The sequence below is a fragment of the Lacticaseibacillus manihotivorans DSM 13343 = JCM 12514 genome (genome assembly GCF_001435035.1).
Lineage (GTDB): Bacteria > Bacillota > Bacilli > Lactobacillales > Lactobacillaceae > Lacticaseibacillus > Lacticaseibacillus manihotivorans.
The window spans coordinates 1-7003 of sequence record NZ_AZEU01000012.1 but is presented as its reverse complement, the minus strand read 5'-3'; the positions used below and the strand labels follow the sequence as shown (position 1 = coordinate 7003).

Here is a 7003-nt window from a genome sequence, read left to right as displayed (position 1 = left end):
CTTATTTGAGTGCGCCTATGGTTAGGTATCTCTATCTCTAGTATTTTTCAAACTTGCCTTTACCCATTTTTTGACCAGGATTCAATGTTCCAGCGGCAAAAGCCAGTTGGGCATTCCCTACGCCTAAAACGATTGGCAGATCCAAATTCAATTCCGGCACCACTAGCTTTCCGACTGCGCCGACATCATGTTTGGATACCGCCGCTGCACTTAAACTCGCCAGTGACAACGGTTTGACTTGATCGAAATTATAAGTTGGTTTTTGTTTTTTGATCGCAGCTTTCACCGTGGTTTTCGTCACTGTGACCGTGTTATGCCGCACGACCCAAGCCGCCATGGCATCTTGGGCCAGATACAACCCTAAAATCACCAACACCGCGACTAAAATAGTGGAAATCAATCCTTGTTGCCAACGTTTATTCATCTGCTTTCACCTGCTTTAAGGTCCATGGTTTGATGGTTTCGCGTTGCTTTTTGCCCACGATCATCGATACTGGGCGATTGCGACTTTCCAAACGATACGTCGCGATCATCGTGGCGGTTTCGCCGTCTCGCAACAAAATGTCAGAGTTTTCTTGATAGTTTTGCATCAAAAAGCTCAACTGGCCTTTGGCAACATCAGTTTTTGCCAGCACACTAGTAGTACCAGCATTGGTTTGTTGGGCAAACACCACATTTGAGTCCAATACATACTGCGGCCAAGCCGTGTCGCCGCCTTTATTGCTCAATTTGTATTGCACCACCAAAGTCGGTCGCTTCAAGAAATCAACCGCATAACTGAAGTGAAAGGCCGACAAACGCAATTTTGAACTTGAGCCAGATTGTGGCGCACTCGGCGCACCGATCACGACTTTTTGCGGGGTGACTTGGCGCTGCGTGTACCAGCCAAAGGCAAGCTTGCCCACTGCCAGCACGCTGATCAGCAACACGATCGCCGCTAAGATTAGGTTGATTCGTTTCCAAATTCGCATGCTGGGTTCCCCTTTTCCGGCAAGTTTAAGACATCCTAGTAAAAAACGAGCACTGTTTACCGATGATCCGGCACCCAGCGCTCGTTTTGGTCATTCAGCTAGCTTTCGCCCGTTAGTCAACACTTGCCAACCCATCATCAACCCCATTGCAATGCTCATCAATACTAAGACTAATGGCATCGTGGCCGTCCCAGTTTGTGGAAGAGACCTGCGCGTGCTACTTGTATTTGGCAAGCTTTGACGCGTTGAAGTGGAAGTTGAGGTATCCGTTACCTTAGTTTTTTCGGGAGTGGTATCAACCACAACAGTTTGTTGGTCTTTACCTGGCGTCCCGTTATTGGCAACTTCACCACTTGTATCCGCAAGCGGTAAACGTGGATTGCTAGGATTCAGCGTTGGGTGGGTGAAGCTGACCACGGCGGTACTTGATCCAGATGAATCAGCGGACACCGTGTAGCTCCCGACACTGGCAATTCCTAATAAGATGGTGACCACGAGCAAGAAGCGCTTCAATAAGTCACTTCTCGACACGGCGTTTATCCCCCTTTCGACGTTTGATGAGTAAGATGATTACAACGATTAACAGTAACAAGATGACTGCGAGGATCACGTATACCCACCATGGAATGTTGAGATTGGTGAGGTTATACCGCGCTGCGTCCACTGTCGAAATATGGAAATTACGACTGAACTTCCAGATCTTCGTGCCTGAAAATTGTGGATCAGTAGTGGTATAAGTCACATGCATCGTGTAATCACCTGGTGCGACCGCGCCATCCCATGGTGTTTGAACAGTCCAAGTCGAATTTGGTGCAGCACTGGCTTTGTTAACAGTTAAGGCTTTAAGCGTCCGGTTTTGACCCCGCTTGGTGACCCGCGTTTCAACTTTACCATTGCGCAACATCGATGCTTTAAAGTTTTGCAGCGTCGCATCGACATTAGTTCCGGCAAAATCATGCGTTACCGCCACACTGTTTAAACGCAAGTCCGGCGTTTGGCTTAAGCCATTTGAAAGCCGTACTGCAACAGAGTAACCATACGTGTTGTTGACACCCGCTTTTGTTGATTCTTTCACAACTGGTGTAACCCGAATCGCCCCTAGAACAATCCCTTTGAACTTGGTCTTAGGCATCGTCAATGGCATATGAAACATCGCGGTCGTGCGAGCTGGAATGGTCAGTTTCTCATAAGCCTTGGGGATCTTGATCAAACTGGAAAGTGGATAAGCTAAGGATGAGTCTTTAGCTTTATCAGGCTCAGCGTAGGAAATATGCGACCCAGCATCTGTGGTACTGGCAATGGCCTGCATTTTGACCACAATTGCCTTGGCATTGGTGTTCGCCAGCTTCATTTGCAGTTCAGTCTTTTGACCTGGTTGCATTTCAAGATCGTAGAAACCGGTATTCTTATTGACTTGATACTTGTTGAGCACCGGGATCACCGAAAGCGGCACTGCTTGAATTCCTGGGTTTGCATCATCAGCTTGGACATTGTGCCCAAATCCTGCGATGGCAAAGATCGCGCCAAACAACATCACCAGCCAACTTGTTTTCAATTTTCGCATATTCCCTCACACTTTCTGCTAGTCTGACCCTCTTGTGGTTCTCCCCAGGGTCATGAAGCAAACGATGTTAATGTTTAGTTAGTGCCGTCATCAGGAGTTTTGGTAGCGTCTGGTGTTTCAGAGCCAGTTCGGGTTACAGGTGCAGCGGCATCCAAATCAGCAGCTGGACCAGCTTCCAAAGTCCACGCGATATCAGCGGTGTATTGACCAACAGGTGCGCCTTGTGGTGCAGTCAGCGTAACACCACCGACGTTCCATTGTTGTTGGAAGATACCTTTGTCCTTAGTAGCACCGACGATCTTTGTCGAAGTGTTGGCATTCAGAGTCAAGCCTGCATCAATTTTGTCTGTAGTAGGCATCCAAGATTCTTTTTCACCATCGATAGTATCTTTAACGTGCTTCCCATCCTTCATGGTAATGAACGCACCTGGAATAGCGTTAGTCTTTGGATCAGCAGCTTTGCCGGCAGCATAGAAGTTACTCAGGGTTGCTGATAATGTCCAAGTGATATCTTGGTTTGAGGAAACGTTGGTCACTTGAGTAAAGATTGTGTCGTTTTTGCCAGTAGTATCACTGGATGCACCACTATCAGAGGTTGCAGGGCCGTTGGATGAAATCTTACGATCCGCTTTCGTCCCGTCAGCTAAAGTGGTTTGATCAGTGGTTGAACCATCTTTGCCATTAGAGAAGTCTTTACCTTCACTTTGTAACAGTTGGACTGTTTGAGAAGCCCCAGTGGTTTCTTGCGTCCCGAAGTTCAAGCTAGAAGGAATCGCATCAAGGGTGATTGAACCAGTTTCATTGGTGACATCAGTGGTGTTGCTTGGTGTGTAGGAAACACCTGGATCTGATGGGTGCTTAACTTGACTGCCGCCATCTTTGGTGAAAGTAACATAGGCGTGCCCAGTTTCACTAACTTTCCCATTGTTGTCTGGGTTAGGACCAGGCGCAGCGGATACAGTGTTGCCAGCAAAACTTGCGCCAAGAACTAATGCGGAGAATAAAGCAGCTGCGGTTAATTTAGTCGTGTTAGTCATGATAATTTCCTCCATTTGTGTGTATGTTGAGAAGCCCAACCCTTGTTCACCTTTCGAACAAGTTTTAAATATTTAATTTATGCTTTTAGTATATCCACAATATCGTCACAAAAATTTCATCATTTTATAAAATCCTTTTGAAGATTTGGAAAGTATAGTTTTTTGATTCAAAAAGTTCATATACAACCCGGTGATTTACGGGTTAAAAGTATACGTATTAGGCGTTTATTGGGTGGGTATCACCGTTCGTCATGCATGACAAGCAAAACCATAATTTTGAATTTATCTTTAAATAAGATGCGAATTTGTGCCTACTATTCAAAAGTGAGCCCATCTAAAAAGGAGGCTGGGTACGCCTCCTTTTTATCATGCGATCACATTTAAATGGGTTTGTTTGTCAACGATGGTGCGGATCAAACTTTCGCGGTATGGCGACAAACTTAACGCGTTCGCATACCAGGAGAAATCTGGCTGGACTTCTTGCAGTGAATCGCGACTGCCGATCACCAAATCGCAATCCGTATCGCTAACGCCGGCCACCCAAGGGACACAATTGACGAATTCGCGCAACTCGCGCAACCCTTCTGCCATCGGATCCACGGATAAGCGGACTTGCAAGCGGCGATGTTGTTGGACATTGCCTAAATACGGCACGATCAGCGGGCCGATCATCAGGATAAACCGTTCTTCAAAAGTCCGAAATACGTCAAATTCTTTGGCTTCAGGCAAAGCGGCGATTGCTTGTTTCAAAATCTGTTGAATTTCATTAGGGATGGCAAGCATCGCGCCACCCACATAATCTTGCGCTTGCGGTACTGGTCCGCCACAAATGAAGAACCCACTGATCACCCGCAACAAGTTTAAGTATAAGTCGTCATCGATATCGCCACATTCTGCGCGATACACATTGGCAACCAAGCTGTTCATCACCACTGAAGTTTGATCATCAAACATCAGATCCATTTCAACCGCTGCAGATTCTGGACGTCTCGTGCGGACATCAAAGCGCGATTGACTGATTTGGAAAAAGTTAAACGCCGCAACATCAAGAGAGGTGAACGGTGGTCGAATGCAACCATGGCGCAAATTGTGGCGATTGACCTTGCCATCCAGCAGTTGCAAGCTGACAGTCTGCTTGATCCGGGCTTGTTTGCCGACGCGCAAATGTCCAATGGCCAAAAAGTACAATTGTTGCAAATGAGTCAATGGCCGATCCGGAACAATGGTGATCGCTTCAAATTCTTCTTCCAATTGTTTGCGGTCAACTGAGGCAAACGGCCAAGTCGTGCCACGGTATGCCCACCAATACATGGTGAACAGAAAATAGCGAATGTTGATCTCATTGCCATCAAAGGCAAACTTAGCAAGTTTGAATTTCAAGCCGTATTGTTTCAACAAGGCATTCAATGGCTTGAGTTTGCGCGAAATCGTCGAGCGACTGACGAATTCTTGATCACAGAACTGGCTAGCACTAGGACTTGGCGATTTGATCACGTAATCGACTAAGCGATAAACCAGTGAGTTTTGCACCAAGTTGGCGCGATAGGCGTCCAGACTTAGTGGCAAATCCACACCAGCTAACATCGCCGTGCGGACATTTTCGCGCGGTTCACCTGATAAGTCGACCAAATCATCCAATAATTCTTGAAAGATGTTATAAGTCGGTTGATATTTGCTATTCATCATCACCGCCAAGTCAGTGATAGTCACATCTTTGACGTAAGGACGGGATAACACCACATAGAGCTGGTACTTCAACCAATCGGCTCGCTCTAAGAATAATTCACCATAATCGATCAAAGTCCCATCCCCTTTCATTACTCAACATCCGTAAACACAAAAGTTGCCATTTTATCTGTGGTAGCCGCTTGCCGCAGTTGTGGATCAAACAATTCGGTAATCTGCGCATCTGCTTGTTGCCAATCTTTGACTTGCACCTCACCGAATTTCGGCAATGGCTTGGCCGCGCGCAATTCGCAATGCGCACACCCTTGCAAAAAGGCCGCTAAGGTTTGACTATGTTTCATCGGCCAACCATCTAACAACTCAGCGACTAAAACTGGCGATTGCGTATCATCACTCGCCCCGTTGGCCAAAAAGTCATACATCACTTGCGCTGGCATGACCAAGTTAACTAGGTTACCGCGTGGCATTGGCGTGTCTCCACTTAATTGCGCCATGACCCCAGCATCAATGTCTTGTGCTGGCACTTGCAGTAAATACAAAGGCACCAACTTTTCAACATCAACTGCTGCCAAGAATGCTTGCACGTCGCTTGCTGTCAGTGGCAAGGTCAACTCGCGGTCGCGAAATTGTAAAGCGCGAATGGCGAGATCTTTCACCCGATCGTGCCGGCGCAATTGCCAGTAAAATCGATCCGGTTGATCTGCTTCGCCAAAGCGGACGATCACACTGTGCGAGTTTTTCGGCATAATGGCTTGAATCGCTTCTGGGGTCAGCCAAATTGATTTTGATTTCGCCCAGAAACGCCACCACCGGCGCATCAGTGCTTGCGGGCGGCAACGACGGCCAAGACCCGCTGTAAACTCCGAGAATCAGGCGCCGCGTCGAGTTGGCGTTCTACTTCTGGGGTCAAAAACCGTTCTTCTGCTTCCCGACGCGCCGCAACGACATCGCTGTAATTGACGAACATTTGATTTAGCACATAATGACCACGCAACATCAAACGCGCGACCCAATGCGCTGAAGTCTTATCAAAGGATACGCCAGGCACACCAGAACGATTGTTGCGCCGTGGGATCAAAGAGGCTTGCAAGTTGACACCATCATGAATGCCAAATCCTGCCCGGGAGCCAATATGAGCGACAAAGGCCGGATTTTTATGCGCGTTGACCACGCTGACTTCACGCCGCCAACAGCCACAAGAGCTGGTACTGCCATGCCGCAAGCGGTAGCCGTCAGTCACCACAGTATTGCCACAATCGCAGGCACATTCCCACAAAGCATTGCCATTATGATTGTCTCGCCCGGCATAAGCGGTGACCACTAACCGGCCAAAACGTTGTCCCACCATATCAATTCGTTTTGTCATACCCATTCTCCTTACAGCGGCTGCGCGCCCCCACCCGCAGTTTCCGCACGTTTTATTAATAAAAATATAAGCTACGTGAATGTTATATGGCGTTCAGCTTTTATAAGAATCCTTATACAGATTTGGATTGGTACTCAATTTAAGGAACCAATTCGGATTTGTAGGACCCCAAGCATCGCAAAAGACTAGGCTTTTATGCAGGTGCGGTTCAGCCAACCCCACAATTGTTCACTGATAAGCGACACCTGTTTCCGCGTCACGACCCCAGCTTTTGAAATACTTTGAATCTGAATATTAATTCGGATAAGTTGTCAGTTGTTCGGAAATATTCCCGCGTTTTACAATCAAGTTAGCCACTATCGTTAGCACTCAGACAAAA

General features: G+C 47.3%; 8 protein-coding genes. All 8 read right to left on the bottom strand.

Annotated elements, in window-relative coordinates:
* Positions 1 to 37: 37 nt before the first annotated feature.
* On the bottom strand, positions 38 to 424 hold the full coding sequence (locus FD01_RS00640; protein ID WP_056962267.1) for a sortase family protein: 387 nt from the start codon (positions 422 to 424) through the stop codon (positions 38 to 40).
* Positions 417 to 971, bottom strand: a complete 555-nt coding sequence (locus tag FD01_RS00635) for a hypothetical protein (RefSeq protein WP_054719049.1) — start codon at positions 969 to 971, stop codon at positions 417 to 419. Before FD01_RS00635 ends, FD01_RS00640 begins: the two co-directional genes overlap by 8 nt.
* Positions 972 to 1061: 90 nt before the next feature.
* Positions 1062 to 1502, bottom strand: a complete 441-nt coding sequence (locus FD01_RS00630; protein WP_056962266.1) for a hypothetical protein — start codon at positions 1500 to 1502, stop codon at positions 1062 to 1064.
* Complete coding sequence (locus FD01_RS00625) at positions 1489 to 2535, bottom strand: WxLIP family cell surface protein (RefSeq protein WP_056962265.1); 1047 nt, start codon at positions 2533 to 2535, stop codon at positions 1489 to 1491. Before FD01_RS00625 ends, FD01_RS00630 begins: the two co-directional genes overlap by 14 nt.
* A gap of 74 nt (positions 2536 to 2609) precedes the next feature.
* Positions 2610 to 3572 (bottom strand): WxL domain-containing protein, encoded by a 963-nt coding sequence (locus tag FD01_RS00620; protein WP_054719065.1) that lies wholly within the window; start codon positions 3570 to 3572, stop codon positions 2610 to 2612.
* Between the two features lie 366 nt (positions 3573 to 3938).
* Complete coding sequence (locus tag FD01_RS00615; RefSeq protein ID WP_056962264.1) at positions 3939 to 5390, bottom strand: helix-turn-helix domain-containing protein; 1452 nt, start codon at positions 5388 to 5390, stop codon at positions 3939 to 3941.
* The gene (locus tag FD01_RS00610; RefSeq protein ID WP_054719075.1) at positions 5390 to 6076 is read right to left on the bottom strand and encodes a hypothetical protein; all 687 of its coding nucleotides are present in this window, start codon (positions 6074 to 6076) and stop codon (positions 5390 to 5392) included. The genes FD01_RS00615 and FD01_RS00610 overlap by 1 nt, the downstream gene beginning before the upstream one ends.
* Positions 6076 to 6624 carry a hypothetical protein gene (locus FD01_RS00605; RefSeq protein ID WP_054719077.1) on the bottom strand — a complete coding sequence of 183 codons (549 nt, stop codon included), beginning with the start codon at positions 6622 to 6624 and terminating at the stop codon, positions 6076 to 6078. Before FD01_RS00605 ends, FD01_RS00610 begins: the two co-directional genes overlap by 1 nt.
* Positions 6625 to 7003 lie beyond the last annotated feature (379 nt).